Origin of the sequence: Bacteroides sp. ZJ-18 (assembly GCF_011038705.2) — a bacterium.
GTDB lineage: Bacteria > Bacteroidota > Bacteroidia > Bacteroidales > Bacteroidaceae > Bacteroides > Bacteroides hominis.
In genome coordinates this window covers 513,659-534,159 of sequence record NZ_CP072198.1, presented here as the reverse complement: position 1 = coordinate 534,159, position 20,501 = coordinate 513,659, and the positions used below count along the sequence as shown (strand labels likewise).

Here is a 20,501-nt window from a genome sequence, read left to right as displayed (position 1 = left end):
GGCGGAGCTTGATGTAGTATAGGTGTTTGTGCAGAGCCAGAAAGCCCGTTCTTTAAAGTGTCAGGCTCACTGGCTTCTGGTCCCATTTGGTAAACTCACTAAAGATTGCGAACACATCGGACAGAAACACCGGACTGCCTGTTACCGTTACCGTCTACGAAGACGTCATTATTGCGGATGTAAAGACCGTAGCCTGAATTGCCGTTGAGGTCACTACTCCAGTAGTAGCTGCCTGTGCCATCGGTATAAGTGGTAGCAGCAGTACCACTACCTTTGTTGCCGTCTCGCCAGCCTGCAGCAGGCAAAAATAGACCGATCGAGCTATTCATAAACCACATACCTTGGGTACCGTTATACTTTACCAATTGCTTGTTACTACAGCGGGAGAGACTTGTGAATTCATTTCTTGTTGGAGTACGCCAACCGCTACCGTATTTACTTTCGTCAAGACGTGTACAAGGATCGACAGCACCATAACCTGTATAACCGGATGATACGTATACATTCTTCCATATATAATAGTAACCGTAATCGGTAGTAGAAGAAGCCCATGTCAGATTGTAGTTGCTTTGGGAATTGAGATTACCTTCAGCCCATCGGAGTTTTGATAAGATGGTCTTATCGTTTGCTGTACACCCATTTTGTGTGAGATTAATATCACCGTAGGGTACATTAATTCCGATGGCTTTCTTAAACTGTATTTTCATCGTATAGTTTTTTCCCTCTTTCAGTTGCACGCTTTGGGTGGAGGTGATTTCCGTATTGTTGGGCACGGTCCGTCCGTTTATTGTCAACGTATTGAAATGCACTGTAATGGTCCTGGCCCCTGCAAACGGAACCATGCGTATGGTTGTACTCAGGGTCGTGTTCGGACTGAATGCCGCCGTATTATTCGTGTTGGCGGCTACCACATTGGTCGAAGGACCGATCTTCCACGATGTGGAATTTCCCCCTTGCTTTACGTATACACCCGTGCAATTGCTGATCGTATTGCTTGGAAATCCGGTAGGACTGATGGTAATCGTCAATTTACATAGCTTCTGGCCGAAGCTCACCGGAAGAAGATTGTGGCTGAGGCTGTTTACATTCGTTATATCTCCGGAATCGAAGGTCATGAAGTCCTTGTTCATGTTAGGGATAGATACTGTGCTGCTGTTGTAGGCATACGTGGAAGGTATAGTTCCCAAGTCGGCAGCGGCAGTGGTATTAAAAGAGTAGCCCACCACGCGTATCGTTCCCGAGCGTGTTAGCAATTTCCCCTGTTTGAGTACAGGAGTGCCCGTACCATTTGAGGTGTAATCGGCCGCCGACTGGAAGACATAGTTGTTTCCGGACTTCCGGAAAACAATCAGCCGGAAATAAACTCCCACAGGCACTGTTGCCGCACGGGTATTTACCTGGGGGAGGATATCTTCCGTCAGTTCCATCGAGGCTATCCGGGGACCTTCATAGTCCGGTTGCTCTCCTGTACGTGTGGGGGAGAAAGCTTTTACCCCCACCCATTCGGCGATCAAGGGAGGATGGCTACGGGTCGAAGCGTCGTTAAAAGAGGAAGAATGATAGTCGTTGTTACCTGCCAGACTGATATGGATGGGGATTAGCTCGTCGGCAGTATCCCCGCTGTCAGCAGACAGGGGAGTCATTCTGTCATCTTCCGCACATCCTGCTATCGAAAGGCACAAACACAGCCATAAGGCTTTACCGAGACACTCTCGCGTAATAAAAGTTCTATTCATATACTAAGATATTAAAGTGAATAATCGTATCAAAGACACATTGCGGACTTATACATTCTCGTATAGGTCCGGAAAGGCTGTTTGATACCACTTTTATTATGCGTAAGTTTGTGTATTACAATCAGATATAACGGTCTTGGATACACAATGGTGTTTCAAAAAACGTTCGTTTTTTGAAACACCATTTTTACCCTCTGCACTGGATGCAAGGGGGGTAGATAAATCGCTGATAATTAAAACAATGTAAAAAGATTTGCATGAATAAAAAAAGAGGTTTATCTTTGTTGCATCAGACGAACGTCCTTTGAAACATGATATTACATATAAGGTGTTTATTATCAGAGGAGTGATGTTTCCTTTAGTTGAATTTTTGTGCTTGCTTTTTAGGGACTGTTGTCACTGGAGTATTTTAGATTTCCCTTCAAGCGGTGCGCTTGGAATTTTGTTGGAGGAATGATTAAAGTTATAATGAGGCAACTGATTCGAAATAAATTAGTTGCCTCGCGCCTTTTGATTTATGCAATATCTTTGAAAATATTAGACTGTGGATTGTCAATAATATCTCTGTTGTTAGTCGTAAGAGTTTCGATAGTGGTGTTTTGCTTGGTGCTATGAAGAGCCGTTTTTGGTACATATTTGGCTTGTTTCTTCATTTCATTCATCGCATCAACCAAAGTTAGATTTCCGGCACTTTTCAGGATTAAGATTTTGCTTTTTTATTTTCAGTAGTGTTATTGATCAGCCAACCTTAAAGTTCTGTTGGTTCTTCTTCAAATTTGGTGGTGAATTCTTTATTTCTTTATTTTCAAGTTGATAATTGTCCTTTTTGCTTGCTTTAATAAGAAAAACCAGACACCGGCTGAATAAGATAACTCAAGTTTCGGAAGTGAATTTGCGCCGTCCGGACCGGTATCTTCATCCTTATACCTTTCTTCAATTAACATTGTTAACGCCTTTTGCAGTTCGTCAGGTTCTTATGCGCAAATAATAAGTCTTTTGCATTTAAAGAACTTGTTATTCACATCCAAAGAACAAGCTTTAACTCTGTGTTAAAACAAAGCTTTTGAGGATAGAAATCTTACTTTTTAAAGATATTGATTTTCAGATGGTTTATTCTAGAATTCGCTTCTTCACCTCATGGATGGACTCTTCGGGGGAAAGCCGGGATACCTGCTTTTTTGTCAACTATAAACGAGGGCTTACACTTCCGAGAACTGAATTAGATTCCATGAGTAAAAGAAAACTTACCACCAAATTTGATGAAGAACCGTTCTGTTTTCATTCTTTTTTGTTTAAAGGTAAATATTATAGTTTGGGCCCTTTGACACAACGAACTGTGTATGCCATTCTCTTTAGTGTGCTATTGACATCGGTCTTACCTTCTCCGGGAGATATATCCAATCTGTAACAATCAGTAGTATTAATTGATTCATCCGTAAAATATTGTCCAAAAGTTCCTGGCCAGTCGTCTGCGGTTGTTCCTGGGGTATAATTACGCCAACCACCTAATGGCAGGAAAATACCGGTTGTAGCATTAAGGAACCATATACCATTCACTCCATTGGAGACTTTCTGTACATTATTGCATCTTCCCAACCTTTCGAACTCATTGCGTGTAGGTAATCGCCAATCACTTCCATAAGTTGTGGGATTCAGTCTGGCACACGGATCGATATTGTTTCCATTATAGTCTTTTTTCCATTGATAATAGTAACCGTATTCTTTGTTGGTTGTCCATACATAGTTATTGCTCGCCCCGGTGCTTTTTAAATTGCCGTCAGCAAATACCAATTTTGATAACTTTTGCTTATCATCATTGGTACATGCTTTTTTCGGATTGCTTAGATTGATGCTGCCTGCCGGAACGTTTATTCCGGGGCTTCTCTTAAACTGTATTTTCATTGTATAGCTCATACCCTCTTTCAATTGGACACTTTGGTTTGAGGTAATGTCTATATTATCCGCATTATTAGCAATTATATTTCCTACTGTCAGTTTGTCGAAGTGTACTGTTATTGTCCTGGCACTTGCGAAGGGAACCATTCGTATAGTGGTAGTCAGGTTGGTGTTTGGGTTGAATGAAGCTGTGTTGTTGGTATTAGCAGCCACTGCCGAACTTCCAATCACCCACGAGGTTGAATTACCTCCCTGTTTTACGTATACTCCTGTACATCCGCTGATGGTATTACTTGTGAAGCCTGTAACACTAATGCTTATTGTCAGTTTGCACAGTTTCTGTTTGAATGTTACCGGAAGGTTATAGTTAAGACTGTTTACATTGGCTATGTCTCCTGAATCATAAGTCATAAAGTCATTATTCATGTTTGAAATGTCTATTTTGGTGGTATTATAGGTATATGATGCCGGGATATCGCCCAATGCCGCAGTTGTATTGAATGAGTAGCCGATTACCCGTATCGTTCCTGACCGTGTGAGTAGTTTACCCTGCTTCAGTACAGGCGAGGAAGTACCATTTGATGTATAGTCAGCGGCTGATTGGAATACGTAGTTGCTCCCTGATTTCCGGAAAACGATCAGACGAAAGTAAACACCTGTAGATAGATTGTTTGCACGGGTAGTTAGGGTGGAAAGGGTATCTTCCGTCAGTTCCATGGATGCGATTCTGGGACCACTATATTCCGGGGATTCTTTTGTGCGGGTATGGCTTAGAGTTTTTACCCCTGTCCATTCGGCAATCAGAGGAGCATTATGACGGGGGGGCATAGTATTGTCCGGAGAGTAAGCATTGTACTCACCATTTTCAGCCATACTGATGTTAATAGGTATTACAATGCCGGAATCCTTATCTTTTTCCTGAAGAAATGGATACTTCTCCTCTTGGGTGCATCCACTGACCCAGAGGCAGGATGCTGTCATTACCGCGATCCATAAGAGGTGTGCTCGCATAATAAAAAGTTTGTTCATTCTAAATTTGTTTAGTGAATAATCAGATCAAAAATCTCTCGCCCGGCTTATACGTGTGTGTATAAGTCGGTAAAGACTGTCTGATACAACTTTTATTATGCGTAAGTTTGTGTATTGCAATCAGATATATGCATTTTAGATACACTCGGTGTTTCAAAAAACGTACGTTTTTTGAAACATGATTTTTGTTCTCTGTACTGAAGACAAAGGAAATAGATAAACAATTGATAATTAAATTGATAGAAAATATTTGCACAAATGAAAAAAGAGGTTTATCTTTGTTGCATCAGACGTACGTCCTTTGAAACATGATGTTACATATAAGGTGTTTATTATCAGAGGAATGATGTTTCCTTTAGTTGAATTTTTGTGCTTGCTTTTTAGGGACTGTTGTCACTGGAGTATTTTAGATTTCCCTTCAAGCGGTGCGCTTGGAATTTTGTTGGAGGAATGATTAAAGTTATAATGAGGCAACTGATTCATTCCGAATCGGTTGCCTCGCACCTTTTGATTTATGCAATATCTTTGAAAATATTAGACTGTGGATTGTCAATAATATCTCTGTTTTTAGTCGTAAGAGTTTCGATAGTGGTGTTTTGCCTGGTGCTATGAAGAGCCGTTTTTTGGTACATATTTGGCTTGTTTCTTCATTTCATTCATCGCATCAACCAGAGTTAGATTTCCGGCACTTTTCAGGATTAAGATTTTGCTTTTTTATTTTCAGTAGTGTTATTGATCAGCCAACCTTAAAGTTCTGTTTTCATTCTTTTTTGTTTAAAGGTAAATATTATAGTTTGGGCCCTTTGACACAACGAATTGTGTATGCCATTTCCTTTGTTGTGCTATTGACAATAGCTGAGCCGCCACTGGGGGCCAAATCCAATCTATAACACTGATTAGCATTAATTGATTCATCCGTAAAATAGTCACCATAAGTTCCTGGCCAGTTCTCCGCTGCCGTTCCTGGACTATTATTACGCCAACCACCTAATGGTAAGAAAATGCCGGTTGTAGCATTTAGGAACCACACACCATTCACTCCATTGGAGACTGTTTTTACATCTGTACATCTTGTCAGTCTTTCAAATTCATTGCGTGTAGGTAGCCGCCAATCATTTCCATAAGTTGTGGGATTCAGTCTGGCACACGGATCAATGTTGTTTCCATTATAGTCTTTTTTCCATTGATAATAATAGCCATATTCTCTATTGGTTGCCCACACATAATTGTTGCTTGCACCGGTACTTTTTAAATTGCCGTCAGCAAATACCAATTTTGATAACTTTTGCTTATCGTCATTGGTACATGCTTTTTTCGGATTGCTCAGATTGATGCTACCTGCCGGAACGTTTATTCCGGGGCTTCTCTTAAACTGTATTTTCATTGTATAGCTCATACCCTCTTTCAATTGGACACTTTGGTTTGAGGTAATGTCTATATTATCTGCATTATTAGCAATTATATTTCCTACTGTCAGTTTGTCGAAGTGTACTGTTATTGTCCTGGCACTTGCGAAGGGAACCATTCGTATAGTGGTAGTCAGGTTGGTGTTTGGGTTGAATGAAGCTGTGTTGTTGGTATTAGCAGCCACTGCCGAACTTCCAATCACCCACGAGGTTGAATTACCTCCCTGCTTTACGTATACTCCTGTACACCCGCTTATGGTATTACTTGTGAAGCCTGTAACACTAATGCTTATTGTCAGTTTGCACAGTTTCTGTTTGAATGTTACCGGAAGGTTATAGTTAAGACTGTTTACATTGGCTATGTCTCCTGAATCATAAGTCATAAAGTCATTATTCATGTTTGAAATGTCTATTTTGGTGGTATTATAGGTATATGATGTCGGGATATCGCCCAATGCTGCAGTTGTATTGAATGAGTAGCCGATTACCCGTATCGTTCCTGACCGTGTGAGTAGTTTACCCTGCTTCAGCACAGGCGAGGAAGTACCATTTGATGTATAGTCAGCGGCTGATTGGAATACGTAGTTGCTCCCTGATTTCCGGAAAACGATCAGACGAAAGTAAACACCTGTAGATAGATTGTTTGCACGGGTAGTTAGGGTGGAAAGGGTATCTTCCGTCAGTTCCATGGATGCGATTCTGGGACCACTATATTCCGGGGATTCTTTTGTGCGGGTATGGCTTAGAGTTTTTACCCCTGTCCATTCGGCAATCAGAGGAGCATTATGACGGGGGGGCATAGTATTGTCCGGAGAGTAAGCATTGTACTCACCATTTTCAGCCATACTGATGTTAATAGGTATTACAATGCCGGAATCCTTATCTTTTTCCTGAAGAAATGGATACTTCTCTTCTTGGGTGCATCCACTGACCCAGAAGCTGGATGCTGTCATTACCGCGATCCATAAGAGGTGTGCTCGCATAATAAAAAGTTTGTTCATTCTAAATTTGTTTAGTGAATAATCAGATCAAAAATCTCTCGCCCGGCTTATACATGTGTGTATAAGTCGGTAAAGACTGTCTGATACAACTTTTATTATGCGTAAGTTTGTGTATTGCAATCAGATATAACGTCTTGGAAAATACACTCGGTGTTTCAAAAAACGTACGTCTGATGCAACAAAGATAAACTTCTTTTTTCATTTGTGCAAATATATTCTATCAATTTAATTATCAATTGTTTATCTATTTCCTTTGTCTTCAGTACAGAGAACAAAAATCATGTTTCAAAAAACGTACGTCCTTTGAAACATGATGTTACATATAAGGTGTTTATTATCAGAGGAATGATGTTTCCTTTAGTTCAATTTTTGTGCTTACTTTTTAGGGACTGTTGTCACTGGAGTATTTTAGATTTCCCTTCAAGCGGTGCGCTTGGAATTTTGTTGGAGGAATGATTAAAGTTATAATGAGGCAACTGATTCATTCCGAATCGGTTGCCTCGCACCTTTTGATTTATGCAATATCTTTGAGAATATTAGACTGTGGATTGTCAATAATATCTCTGTTTTTAGTCGTAAGAGTTTCGATAGTGGTGTTTTGCCTGGTGCTATGAAGAGCCGTTTTTTGGTACATATTTGGCTTGTTTCTTCATTTCATTCATCGCATCAACCAGATTTAGATTTCCGGTACTTTTCAGGATTAAGATTTTGCTTTTTTATTTTCAGTAGTGTTATTGATCAGCCAACCTTAAAGTTCTGTTTTCATTCTTTTTTGTTTAAAGGTAAATATTATAGTTTGGGCCCTTTGACACAACGAGTTGTGTATGCCATTCTCTTCGGTGTGCTATTGACATCGGCTTTACCTTCCCCTGGAGATATATCTATTCTATAACAATCATTAGTATTAATTGATTCATCCGTAAAATAGTTACCGTATGTTCCTGGCCATTCGTCTGCTGCCGTTCCTGAACTATTATTACGCCAACCACCTAACGGTAGGAAAATACCGGTTGTAGCATTAAGGAACCATATCCCATTCACTCCATTAGAGACTTTTTTCACATTTGTACATCTCCCTAACCTTTCCATTTCATTGCGTGTAGGTAGCCGCCAATCATTTCCATAAGTTGTGGGATTCAGTCTGGCACACGGATCAATGTTGTTTCCATTATAGTCTTTTTTCCATTGATAATAATAGCCATATTCTCTATTGGTTGCCCACACATAATTGTTGCTTGCACCGGTACTTTTTAAATTGCCGTCAGCAAATACCAATTTTGATAACTTTTGCTTATCGTCATTGGTACATGCTTTTTTCGGATTGCTCAGATTGATGCTACCTGCCGGAACGTTTATTCCGGGGCTTCTCTTAAACTGTATTTTCATTGTATAGCTTATACCCTCTTTCAATTGGACACTTTGGTTTGAGGTAATGTCTATATTATCCGCATTATTGGAAATTATATTTCCTACTGTCAGTTTGTCGAAGTGTACTGTTATTGTCCTGGCACTTGCGAAGGGAACCATTCGTATAGTGGTAGTCAGGTTGGTATTTGGGTTGAATGAAGCTGTGTTGTTGGTATTAGCAGCCACTGCCGAACTTCCAATCACCCACGAGGTTGAATTACCTCCCTGCTTTACGTATACTCCTGTACATCCGCTTATGGTATTACTTGTGAAGCCTGTAACACTAATGCTTATTGTCAGTTTGCACAGTTTCTGTTTGAATGTTACCGGAAGGTTATAGTTAAGACTGTTTACATTGGCTATGTCTCCTGAATCATAAGTCATAAAGTCATTATTCATGTTTGAAATGTCTATTTTGGTGGTATTATAGGTATATGATGCCGGGATATCGCCCAATGCCGCAGTTGTATTGAATGAGTAGCCGATTACCCGTATCGTTCCTGACCGTGTGAGTAGTTTACCCTGCTTCAGCACAGGCGAGGAAGTACCATTTGATGTATAGTCAGCGGCTGATTGGAACACGTAATTGCTCCCTGATTTCCGGAAAACGATCAGACGAAAGTAAACACCTGTAGATAGATTGTTTGCACGGGTAGTTAGGGTGGAAAGGGTATCTTCCGTCAGTTCCATGGATGCGATTCTGGGACCACTATATTCCGGGGATTCTTTTGTGCGGGTATGGCTTAGAGTTTTTACCCCTGTCCATTCGGCAATCAGAGGAGCATTATGACGGGGGGGCATAGTATTGTCTGGAGAGTAAGCATTGTACTCACCATTTTCAGCCATACTGATGTTAATAGGTATTACAATGCCGGAATCCTTATCTTTTTCCTGAAGAAATGGATACTTCTCTTCTTGGGTGCATCCACTGACCCAGAAGCTGGATGCTGTCATTACCGCGATCCATAAGAGGTGTGCTCGCATAATAAAAAGTTTGTTCATTCTAAATTTGTTTAGTGAATAATCAGATCAAAAATCTCTCGCCCGGCTTATACGTGTGTGTATAAGTCGGTAAAGACTGTTTGATACAACTTTTATTATGCGTAAGTTTGTGTATTACAATTAGATATAACGTCTTGGAAAATACAATCGTGTTTCAAAAGACGTTCGTTTTATGGAACACGATTTTTGCTTCCTACACAGAATGTAAGAGAGAGAGATAAAAGATTGATAATTAAAACAATGTGGAAATATTTGCACAGATGAAAAACACACCTTATCTTTGTTCCATAAAACGAACGTCTTTTGAAACACTCTATGATGGGTAATATGTTTGTTATTAATCTATTATAGACTTATTGTTTAGGTTTTCGGGGATTTTTTCTATTGATTTTATTTTTAATAGAAAAGGGACAAAGCCCCCCGACTTTGCCCCTTCCAATCTTTTTTCCCGTAACTAATACGAAGAAAACACCACTAATTAAAATTTATACCTTTGTGTGTCAGAAATTTCTTCCGGTGTCCCACCACAGGCGAGTGCCGCAATTATCGGCTCCACCCAAAGCATTTACCAGTTGAGTATATTGTTCCGGGTTTGTTGTTTTGATACCTACGAAGAAGTTCAGTCGGCGTGGCCCGATGCCGGTGTCTACTGTACCCTCACTCTGATTAACCAAAACAGGGAATAATTTCGGATAACCTGTACGACGTTGTTCTGCCCAAGCTTCTCCTCCTTCCGGATACATGGCCAGCCATTTTTGTGTAATGATACGTCCCAGTTTATCTTCATTGCTGGCAGCATCGTCCCATTTTGGGGTCAGCGTATTGACAGCTTTCACATTATTCTCCGCTTTGAAAGCATCTATGTAGTCTGCAGGTTTCTTCTCGCTTTCCAGGTAAGCTTCTGCTCCTGCAGCACCCCATTGGGTAAATGATGCTTTTACACCTTTTTCATAACAATCCTTGACGGACTCACTACTCCACCCCCTCAGAGCTGCTTCGGCACGCAGGAACCATATTTCGGCAGGAGTCATTAGTATGGCGTCGGTTTGCTGGGTGATAGTGCTTTTGGAATGTCCGTTGTAGTTCTGGTGATTGAAACCCGTTCCCTGGCGGATTCCTTTGTAAGTACCCTTGTAGTTAATAATACTTGTTGCGTCGGAGCCGGCTGCTTTATTAAAGTATTTTTCCAGACGGGGATCTTCATAGCCTACTAACAAGGACTCCATATTGGCGTTCATAAACACCTCGCCCCATCCAATATTGATTTCTCCGAAAGGGTTGGTATAGCCCGACGCTGTCGATACGGCTATCACCTCATCATTTCCTTCCAGCAATCCTTCTTTGTCTGTAAGGGATTTCTGCGCCTCTGCAACAGCCAGTTTAGAGTCCGCCATGGCGATGCGGACAGCCAGGCGCAAACGGAGAGAGTTCGCGAATCGGATCCACTCGCTGAAAGTGCGTTTTCCCTGGGGCATCAGGATATCGAACTTAGCAAAGCTCTCTATCTCCGGATTGGCTTTTTGATATTCACGTATCTTTGCGATACCTTCGTCCAGATCGTTGAAGAAAGCTTTGTAGGCTTCCGGTTGTGTATCGGGAGTAGAACCAGTTTTCGATCCGAATTGGGTGTAAACGATCGGACCATATAAGTCGGACAAACGGTGCATTAGCTCCACCTTCAATATCTTGGTGATGCCATAGAATCCTATATTGTCTTTTTCGTTGATTGTCTCAGATTTCTGGACTTCCGGCATGATGTATCCGTAGGTGTTATCCCATGTGGAACCGTTCCATCCGTCCATCATATAATAAGTGCTGTTGTTCTTCCCCTCGTTGAAGGGTTTGAAGTCATGCACGTATCCCGAGAATAAATCCGCTCCCAGATTTTGCATGGTCTGGAAAGGCCAGTTCTTACCGCTTCCCCAATCGTAATTGAAGTAGATTCCTTGCTGGATAATGCCCAGTGGAATACCATAATAGTTGAAATCCTGTTTCTTGCTATCGTTATCGAATCCCGCTTCGTTGGTATTGAATGATTCGAAAGAATCGGTACAGGCTGAAAATCCGATCAGTCCTCCTAAGAGTATACTTGCTATATATTTGATATTGTTTTTCATGATGAATCTCTTTTAGAATGTGAACTTAATATTGAAACCTAAGCTGCGGGTAGTCGGCATGCCGAATACGTCAATACCCTGATTATCGTTACCTGTTGAAAGAACAGCATCCGGATCGAACGGAGCTTTCTTGGAGATGAAGAACAGGTTGCGTGCTACGAATGACAACTGGACATCTTTGAAAGCACCGCCGGCTTTGGCCAACCAGCTTTGAGGAAGTGAGTAGCCTAATGAAAGTTCGCGGAGGCGGATGTTGGTAGCATCGTACATATAGTATTCCGTACATCCGTCACGTCCGCTGACTGCGGTATAAAACTTTTGCGGTTTCACTTGGGTTCCATCGACATTGACATAACCTGCATCACGGGCTTTTCCACTGTTCAGGCTGACACCTCTTTGGTCAAGTTCGGCCTGAGTCTGTGAAAGTACATCGCCACCGAAACGTCCGTCAATCAGGAAGTAGAGTGAGAAACCTTTGTAAGTGAGAGTATTGCTCCATCCCAACATAAAGTCCGGATTACAGTTTCCTACTTTTTCTGTATTGCCGCCACCGATAACGTTTGGAATCTTGTCACCGTCTGCGTCTGCAGTGAACACCACTTTGCCATTCTTGTCACGCTCGAATGCCTTGCCATAAATATCACCGAATGAACCACCTTCTACCAGGCGCATGGAGTAGGAGGAAGAGAAACTTTCGTCACCATAAACAAATGTTTTCAGGTCCGGATGAAGCTTGATAATCTTGTTTTTGTTGGTAGAGAAGTTAAATTGAGTCTTCCAACGGAAAGCGTCATTCATCACCGGAGTGGCTCCTAAAGTGATTTCTATACCTTCGTTCTGAATGTTACCGGCATTTACCATGTAGTATTTATACTCGGCACCTGCCGATGAAGGCAATGTAAATAACTGATTCTTGGTGTTGGTACGATAATAGGTGAAGTCAAAATCCAGTCGGTAGTTGAAGAATTTCCATTCGGTACCGATTTCATAGGAAGTACTCATCTCGGGTTTCAGATCATTGAAAGGAGCTTTAGAGTAAGTAACGATGGCACCACCTGCACCGATGATATCATTACTGCCCGGAATTGTGTTGCTGATGAACAACGGGAGATCGTTACCAACTTTGGACCATGAACCTCTGATCTTTCCGAAAGAAATCCATTCGGGGAGTTTCACTGTATTGTTCAGCACCCATGACAGACCTACCGAGGGGTAGAAGAAACTGCTATGTTTGGTATAGGCCAATGTAGACGACCAGTCGTTGCGTGCGGTGACATCCAGATACAGGCTTTCTTTCCAACCTAACTGGGCAGTGCCGAACAGAGACTGTAATACTCTTTTTTGATTGATTTGTTCGTCGATATAAGCAGCCTGTGTCATTTTGATATTGGCTACGGTGAAGACGTTGGGGTAGTACAGTGAAGCTGTTTTGGAGTCCAGTCTCAAAGAATTGACATTCGTACTGTTAATGCTGCCGCCGATTGCGCCATTCAATGAGAAGTCATTCCATTTTTTGTTTATCATAGCCATGACATCACCGTAATACAATGTTTCTGTATGGTTCAAGTCAATATAACGTCCGTTTTGTCCTGATAGGGCAGGAGCAGTAGAAGCGTACATACGTTGTTGATACTGATCGTGTGTGTAATCGGCAGTGCCACGAGCCTGGATATTCAGCCAGTCAGTGATTTTCACGTTGGCGGTCAGTGAAGCGATGGCGCGGGTACGTTTATCGTTGCTGTTGATGCGGTTGGTGATCCAGTAAGGATTCTGTTCCATATCCTGATAAGAAGTATACCAGTTCTGTACATTCATATTACGTGCCGGGTCAAACACTTCGAAGTTGTTTTTATATTCGGATAAGTCTTCACCTCTCGGGAAACCGTAGAGCCCCACCAGCGGATTCATATAATAACCACCGGAAGTCGGACGATTTTTGATTGTTTGTGTCATCAGGTTGACATTGGCGTCCAGCTTTAGATAGTCGTTAAAGAAATTGGCTGTTTCGCGGAAATTCAGATTGTGCTTCTGCATTTTGTTTTTCTCGACTATACCTTTGGCAGTGGTATTAGCATAAGAGAAGTAAGTTTGCATCTTTTCACTGCCGTTCATAAAGGATACGGAATTGATGGCTGTTACACCATTCTGGAAGAAATTATCTGCATTGTCATAATCTTTTAGAGTTGCCTTTTTCCCCCAACCGTTTTTTGCTTCGGGATCCATGGCATAACTGTTTTGGAATTCGGGCAGGCAGATGGCATGGTCTACAGTCAAGTTAGAAGAGAATGTAATTTTCTGGATACCGGCTTTACCCTTCTTGGTAGTAATCAGGATGACACCATTGGCAGCTTGTGAGCCGTAGAGGGCTGCTGCGGAAGCTCCTTTCAGGATACTCATGCTTTCGATATCATCCGGGTTCAGGTTGGAGATACCGTCACCGCCATCACGGTTACCTGCATCGGCAGTACCACCGATGGCTGTGGAAGCCTGTTCGTTGCTGCTATTCAGCATCGGTACACCGTCAATCACATAAAGGGGTTGGTTGTTTCCGCTGATAGAACGGCTGCCACGAATAGACACTTTGGCTGAGCCGCCCAGTCCGGATGAACTTTTGGTGATTTGTACACCTGCTGTTTTACCGGCAAGGGCATTAATCATATTCGGATCTTTGGCGCGGGTCAGTTCGTCGCCACCTACTTGTTGGGTTGAGTAGGTCAAGGAGGCTTCTTTTTTCTTGATACCCATGGCGGTTACGACTACCTGTTCCAGTGCCATGGCTTCTTCCTGCATCTTTATGTTGAGATTTTGTTGTCCGTTTACCTGTATGTTTTGTGGATGATAACCGATATAGGTAATCGTAAGAATAGAGTTGCTGGGTACATTAAGGCTGAAGTTGCCTTCCATATTGGTGATGCAACCGTTTGTAGTACCTTTCTCCAATACATTGGCACCGATGATGGGATCGCCATTCTGGTCAGTAACTACTCCTTTTACGGTTACTCTGTCCTGCTGGGCTGTTGAGGCGTTATCGTTGTTTTTGGTCAGAACAATGTTGTGCCCTTCCATTACATATTTAATGTTGGTACCTTTAAATGCCTCGTCGAGAACTTCGGATACGGCTTTGTTGTCAGCCTGTACGTTTACTGTACGTCTGGTATCTACATTCTTTTTGTTATAGACAAACAGATATTCCGTCTGAGATTCAATCTTTGATAGTAATTCGCTTACTTTCAGACTTGAACGTGGTATGCTTATTTTAGCATTTTGAGAGTATCCATTCTCACTGTAAGCTTGGAATGCTACGAAAAAGAGAAGGAATAATGTGATCTTCATGGTTAACAATATTTGTTTTGAAACAAAATTTTTTGGGCATAAATGCCTTGGCAAAGAAATTTTTCTCATATCTTTGTAACGTGTTAAGTTAATAAATTGATTAAGGTCGATTTTTGACTGTTTCGAATCGGAAAGTATGGGGGTACTTTCCGATTCTCTTTTTTGAGAATAATGGACTTTCTTTTCTACTTTTTCATGCGTATCTGGTTTTTAATGGTTCGTACTAATTTAAGGTCTATATTGAGCTCTTTCCTTATTTCTATTCAATGATGATACTGTCTTTTTCTTCATTGATGCGGTATGTGAACTTATGATCTTTCTGAATGACTTTCAGAATATGCTCTATGCCATCCTGCTCTTTAAACTTACCTGTACAACGGTAGTTCAGTATTTTCAGATTTCTTACGCTTATGTTCACATTATAATATTTTTCCAGTTTGTTGAGCAGGCTGTTAAGCGGCGCATCATCAAAACAGTATAATCCTTCTTTCCATCTCAGATAATCGTACGAAGGTAAAGTAGTCTTCTTGTACTTTCCGTTGTATGATCCGAAGAACTCGTCTTTGGTCAGTCGGGTGATCACTTGATCACTTCCTACCGGATAGATGTCGACAATACCTTCAATCAAGGTCGTTTCAAATTCGTTACTGCCTTTGTAGGCACAAACGTTGAAATGGGTTCCTACCACTTTTACCCGGTTTATTTCCGTGTTGACAAAAAATGGTATCTTTTTGTTTTTGGCTACTTCAAAATAAGCTTCTCCGTCCAGCTCTACGTTTCTTTCTTGGCGTCCGAAGTTGGATGCATAAGTCAAAGTAGACTTTGAGTTCAACCATACTTTTGTTCCATCTGCCAGTGTGATCTGTGCACGTTGTCCTGCAGGAACAGTTATGGTTTGCCGGTAGGCTGATTTTTCATATTGGTAATTCTTAAACAATAACCCACAACTGACAGCTACGATGAGTACGGCAGCAACACGTGCACTCCACTTCAACATCGGGAGAATCCGGTTTTTTTTGTCTCTCCGGTTTATTTGTTTTTCATCCGTGAACAGAGCGATGTCATATAGCATCCGTTCTTTTTGAAATGCTTTCCGGTTTTCGGGAGATGCATCCACCCAGTTTAGAATTAGTTTTTCTTCTTCTTCGGAGGCAGTTCCTTTAAAATACTTGTATAGTAGTTCCTGTTCCATAAAATGTTTTTAGTTTATATATTCTCGGAGGCCTTATTTCCTCTTTCTGTATATATAACAGGATACTCTCGGACAACCCTAAAGGAAAATGAAGTTTTTTTTAGAAAAGTAGGGAAATAAGATAATCTTTGAGCTCAAGCCGCAATAATTTCAGCGCTTTAGTGATATGGAACTCTACACTCTTGATGGAAATGCCGAGTTGTTCGGCTATCTTTTTATTGGGAGCATTGTGATAGCGGCTTAATATAAAGATGTGACGGCTTTGTTCCGGTAGCTGTTCAAGTGTTTTATATACAATGCGTTGTATTTCGGTGTTGAAGATCGATTCGGGTTCACAAGCTTCCAAAGTAGCAATGCGGAGGTCGAGTTCCCGCTGTTTGTGTGTGTTGATGGCTTCTTCGGCCCGCATACGTACCTGTTCGTGCTCAAGGTAGTTAAGAGATTTATTCTTGATGATAGTGAGCAATAATGCGTGGAGATTAGAGTCTTTTTCCCATTTTTCACGGTTTTCCCACAGGCTGATCATTGCTTCCATCAGGATGTCTTCAGCTGCGGCTTTATTTCGGGTATATGAGTAAGCAAACGACAGAAACCTCTCCTGGTTTTCTTGGAAGAACCGACTGAATAGGTCCATGGTATGAAGACTGTTGTTGCTTGACATGAATAGATTTTAAAGGTTCGTTGGATTTTGTTATGACAAAGCAACATAAACTTTTTGGAATATCAAAATAAAAGAATGACTTTTATGCTGATTGCCGGTTAAAAAATAACCTGGCTATAAATAATAGCCAGGTTATCAATCTGTCAGTAAGGACAGGAATTATTTATTTTTTTTCCGGACGGGGTAACAAAACTTTTCTTGAAAGTTTGAACTTACCTGTCTTCGGGTCAATGTCGATCAATTTCACTTCGATCTCGTCACCTTCTTTGATGCCGGCTTCTTCTACAGTTTCAAGGCGTTTCCAGTCAATTTCTGAGATATGGAGTAGACCGTCTTTTCCCGGAAGGAATTCAACGAATGCACCATAAGGCATGATTGAGCGTACCTTGCCTTTGTATACTTCACCTATTTCGGGAACGGCAACAATACCTTTGATCAGGCGGATTGCATCATCGATTGATTTCTTGTTGGTTCCGGAAATCTCGATGCGGCCCACGTTGTCGATCTCCTCGATAGTGATTGTAGCACCTGTTTCTTCCTGCATACCTTGAATGATTTTTCCACCCGGGCCGATTACAGCACCGATAAATTCTTTAGGAATAGTCATTGTTTCGATACGGGGAGCATGATCTTTCAGTTCGGTACGTGGTTCGGCAATTGTCTCCTGGATTTTACCAAGAATATGCATACGTCCTTCTTTTGCCTGGTTCAAAGCACGTTCCAGAATTTCATAAGACAGACCGTCTACTTTAATGTCCATCTGGGTAGCTGTAATACCGTCTTTGGTACCTGTTACTTTGAAGTCCATATCACCCAAGTGGTCTTCATCACCGAGGATGTCAGACAATACTGCATATTTTTCTTCGCCAGCGTTCTTAATCAATCCCATAGCGATACCCGACACCGGTTTCTTAATCTTCACACCGGCATCCATCAGGGCCAGAGTTCCGGCGCATACAGTAGCCATGGATGAAGAACCGTTTGATTCAAGGATATCTGAAACAACACGTACTACATATGGGTAATCTTCCGGAATCATTTTCTTCAGTGCTCTGTGTGCCAGATTACCGTGCCCGATTTCACGACGGCCTACGCCACGTTGAGCTTTTGCTTCACCTGTTGAGAAAGGAGGGAAGTTATAGTGCAATAAGAAGCGTTCTTTTCCGTGAGCCAGAACGTCGTCAATGATTTTTTCATCCAGTTTGGTACCCAAAGTGACTGAAGTCAATGACTGAGTCTCACCACGGGTAAAGATGGCTGATCCGTGAGGTCCGGGTAGGTAGCCGACTTCACACCAGATAGGGCGAATTTCAGTAGTCTTACGTCCATCCAAACGTCTTCCTTCATCAAGGATACAACGACGCATGGCCTCTTTTTCTACGTCATGGTAATAACGATCAATCAGTGCACCTTTTTCTTCCAACTCTTCTTCGGAGAACTGAGCTTTGAATTCGTCACGGATAGCGTCGAAAGCATCCTGACGTTCATGTTTGTTTCTGTTTCCGGAAGCTGCGATGGCATACGATTTATCGTAGCAGGCATCGTGAACGGCTTTGCGGAGTTCTTCGTCGTTTTCTTCGTGACAATATTCACGTTTTACGGTTTTACCAACCATTTCAGTCAGTTCCATCTGTGCTTTGCAATGTACTTTGATAGCTTCGTGAGCCACTTTCATTGCTTCCAGCAATTCGGCTTCCGATACTTCGCTCATTTCACCTTCTACCATCATGATGTTTTCATAAGTAGCGGCAACCATGATGTCCATATCAGCTTTTTCAAGCTGGTCGAAAGTCGGGTTGATAACGAACTTACCATCAATACGTGCAACACGTACTTCCGAAATAGGTCCGTTGAAAGGAATATCTGAAACAGCAAGTGCTGCTGAAGCAGCAAGTCCGGCCAATGCGTCGGGCATATCAACACCGTCTGCTGAGAAAAGGATAATGTTTACGTAAACTTCTGCATGGAAATTATCGGGGAATAAAGGACGGAGAGCACGGTCTACTAAGCGGCAGGTAAGAATCTCATAATCAGATGCTCTTCCTTCTCTTTTTGTAAAGCCACCGGGGAAGCGGCCGAATGCTGCAAATTTTTCTTTGTACTCTACCTGAAGCGGCATGAAATCTGTTCCGGGAACTGCATCTTTAGCGGCACAAACAGTAGCTAACAACATGGTGTTACCCATGCGAAGCATCACAGAGCCATCTGCCTGTTTTGCCAGCTTTCCCGTTTCGAGTGTGATGGTTCTGCCATCTCCCAACTCGATCGTCTTAACAATTGGGTTAATCATAAAAATTGTTTTATCTAATATCTTTCTTTCAAAATTCCCGCAAAGATATACATTTATTGCACTAATCTCGTGAAAATGAGATAAAAAGTTAGTGGGAATTTGATTTTTTTCAATTTTGGAGTGAAGAACATGGCAAAATGCTTTGACTAATCTTGAAAAGAAGTATATTTGCAGCTTGAAAAATAACACGCATATTATGAAAAAAGTAACGTTAGTAGCTCTTGTGGCTCTTGCTTTAAGTTCTTGTAATTCTGACCCTAAATTTAATGTGAAAGGAGATGTTTCGGGAGCAGATGGAAAAATGCTTTATCTGGAAGCTTCCGGACTTGAAGGAATTGTGCCTTTGGATTCTGTAAAATTGAAAGGAGACGGTTCATTCAGTTTTAAACAATTACGCCCTGAATCTCCTGAGTTTTATCGTTTACGGGTGGAAGATAAAGTGATTAATTTCTCGGTTGACTCTACAGAAACTGTCAGCATCAAAGCGCCTTATACAGACTTTTCGACTGCTTATACAGTAGAAGGCTCGGACAATTCTGCGAAAATTAAAGAACTGACTCTAAAACAGATCCGTTTACAGAAGAATGTGGATGCGTTGGTAAAAGCTGCGCAAGCCAATCAATTAGGTAACGATGTGTTTGAAGACAGCCTGGCTGTATTGTTGAAGAATTATAAGGATGATGTGAAAATCAATTATATTTTTGCTGCTCCCAATACAGCTTCTGCTTATTTTGCTTTGTTCCAGAAGCTAAATAATTATATGATTTTTGATCCTTTGAACAATAAAGACGATATTAAATGTTTTGGTGCCGTAGCCACAAGTCTGAACAATACTTATCCGCATGCGGTACGTTCGAAGAATCTCTATAATATAGTTATAAAAGGTATGAAGAATACTCGTACCCCCCAGCAAAAGACAATCGAGATACCGGAAGAAAAGATTGCTGAAACAGGTGTGATTGATATTGCTTTGAGAGATATGAAAGGTAATATCCGTAAACTCACTGATTTGAAGGGTAAAGTCGTTCTTCTTGACTTTACGGTCTACCAAAGTGCAGTTTCGGCTCCACATAACCTGATGCTGCGTGACTTGTATAATAAGTATGCGGGCCAGGGGCTGGAAATTTATCAGGTTTCATTGGACGCTGATGAACATTTCTGGAAAACTTCAGCCGATAATTTGCCTTGGGTATGTGTTCGCGATGAAAATGGAATTTACTCAACGAATGCAGCTTTATATGGCGTAAAGAATCTGCCGGCTCTATTCCTGATCAATCGTAACAATGAACTGAGAGCCCGTGGAGAGACGATAAAAGACTTGGAAGGAACTATCAAGTCTATGCTTTAAGTTGTTATAAATTAGAAGATTTCGTTTAAATATGTTACATAGCATTACTTTTAGCTTGACACATATCGTTTAAAAGGTTATCT

11 protein-coding genes are annotated in these 20,501 nt (G+C 41.4%); 1 reads left to right on the top strand and 10 read right to left on the bottom strand.

The window, feature by feature from the left end:
* Nucleotides 1-98: 98 nt before the first annotated feature.
* From G7Y45_RS02315 to pnp, 10 genes are all read right to left on the bottom strand, one after another.
* Nucleotides 99-1,736 (bottom strand): FISUMP domain-containing protein, encoded by a 1,638-nt coding sequence (locus tag G7Y45_RS02315; RefSeq protein WP_165016429.1) that lies wholly within the window; start codon nt 1,734-1,736, stop codon nt 99-101.
* Between the two features lie 791 nt (nt 1,737-2,527).
* The gene (locus tag G7Y45_RS02310; RefSeq protein ID WP_080714256.1) at nt 2,528-2,680 is read right to left on the bottom strand and encodes a hypothetical protein; all 153 of its coding nucleotides are present in this window, start codon (nt 2,678-2,680) and stop codon (nt 2,528-2,530) included.
* A 361-nt stretch (nt 2,681-3,041) separates the two neighbouring features.
* Nucleotides 3,042-4,661 (bottom strand): hypothetical protein, encoded by a 1,620-nt coding sequence (locus G7Y45_RS02305; protein WP_209377347.1) that lies wholly within the window; start codon nt 4,659-4,661, stop codon nt 3,042-3,044.
* Between the two features lie 787 nt (nt 4,662-5,448).
* Nucleotides 5,449-7,068, bottom strand: a complete 1,620-nt coding sequence (locus G7Y45_RS02300; RefSeq protein WP_209377345.1) for a DUF1566 domain-containing protein — start codon at nt 7,066-7,068, stop codon at nt 5,449-5,451.
* A 789-nt stretch (nt 7,069-7,857) separates the two neighbouring features.
* Complete coding sequence (locus G7Y45_RS02295; protein ID WP_209377343.1) at nt 7,858-9,477, bottom strand: hypothetical protein; 1,620 nt, start codon at nt 9,475-9,477, stop codon at nt 7,858-7,860.
* 500 nt (nt 9,478-9,977) lie between these two features.
* A complete protein-coding gene (locus tag G7Y45_RS02290) occupies nt 9,978-11,594 on the bottom strand; it encodes a SusD/RagB family nutrient-binding outer membrane lipoprotein (protein ID WP_005811586.1) in 1,617 nt (538 codons plus the stop codon).
* Nucleotides 11,595-11,606: 12 nt separating this feature from the next.
* Nucleotides 11,607-14,927 carry a TonB-dependent receptor gene (locus tag G7Y45_RS02285; RefSeq protein ID WP_241159058.1) on the bottom strand — a complete coding sequence of 1,107 codons (3,321 nt, stop codon included), beginning with the start codon at nt 14,925-14,927 and terminating at the stop codon, nt 11,607-11,609.
* A gap of 259 nt (nt 14,928-15,186) precedes the next feature.
* Nucleotides 15,187-16,119 (bottom strand): FecR family protein, encoded by a 933-nt coding sequence (locus G7Y45_RS02280; RefSeq protein WP_165017338.1) that lies wholly within the window; start codon nt 16,117-16,119, stop codon nt 15,187-15,189.
* Between the two features lie 100 nt (nt 16,120-16,219).
* The gene (locus G7Y45_RS02275) at nt 16,220-16,780 is read right to left on the bottom strand and encodes an RNA polymerase sigma-70 factor (protein WP_032530804.1); all 561 of its coding nucleotides are present in this window, start codon (nt 16,778-16,780) and stop codon (nt 16,220-16,222) included.
* A gap of 163 nt (nt 16,781-16,943) precedes the next feature.
* Nucleotides 16,944-19,070: a polyribonucleotide nucleotidyltransferase gene (gene pnp / locus G7Y45_RS02270; protein ID WP_165017335.1), complete on the bottom strand. Its 2,127-nt coding sequence runs from the start codon at nt 19,068-19,070 to the stop codon at nt 16,944-16,946.
* Nucleotides 19,071-19,266: 196 nt separating this feature from the next.
* Between pnp and G7Y45_RS02265 the strand changes: the two genes are divergently transcribed.
* Entirely contained in the window at nt 19,267-20,418 is a 1,152-nt protein-coding gene (locus G7Y45_RS02265) for a thioredoxin-like domain-containing protein (protein ID WP_005782037.1), read from the top strand.
* Nucleotides 20,419-20,501 lie beyond the last annotated feature (83 nt).